General features: G+C 73.0%; 1 pseudogene. It reads left to right on the forward strand.

The window, feature by feature from the left end:
- Positions 1–504, forward strand: a pseudogene (locus tag K9U41_RS23090) (membrane-bound PQQ-dependent dehydrogenase, glucose/quinate/shikimate family); the annotation flags it as partial.

Below are 504 nucleotides of genomic sequence, written 5' to 3' on the forward strand. Positions count from 1 at the left end.
GGCCCTGGCCGATGCCGGCTGGGTGTTCTGGCCGCTCTTCTCGCGCCTCTTCGCGCTGGGCGTGCTCGGCCTGCTGGTGGCGCTGGCCTACCCGGGCCTGGCGGCCGCTCGCGGCCCCCGTGCGTACGGCGTGGCGGCGGTGCTCGCCGTGGCGCTGGTGGCGGCCTTCGGCGGCATGTTCGTGCCGCATCCCACCGTGGTGGCGGACGGCAACGGCCCCGGCCTCACGCCCCTGGACCCGGCCCGGGCCCAGAAGAACTGGGAGCACTACGGCAACACCAACGGCGGCAGCCGCTTCGCCGCGCTGGACCAGATCAATCGGGGCAACGTCGGCCAGCTCGAAGTGGCCTGGACGTACCGCACCGGCGACGTGGCCGTCAGCAACGGCAACGGTGCCGAAGACCAGACCACGCCGCTGCAGATCGGCGACCGCCTCTACCTCTGCACGCCGCACAACGACCTGATCGCGCTGGAGGCCGACACCGGCCGCCAGATCTGGAAGCG

The sequence above is a fragment of the Xanthobacter autotrophicus genome (genome assembly GCF_029991245.1).
Classification (GTDB): Bacteria; Pseudomonadota; Alphaproteobacteria; order Rhizobiales; family Xanthobacteraceae; genus Xanthobacter; species Xanthobacter autotrophicus_C.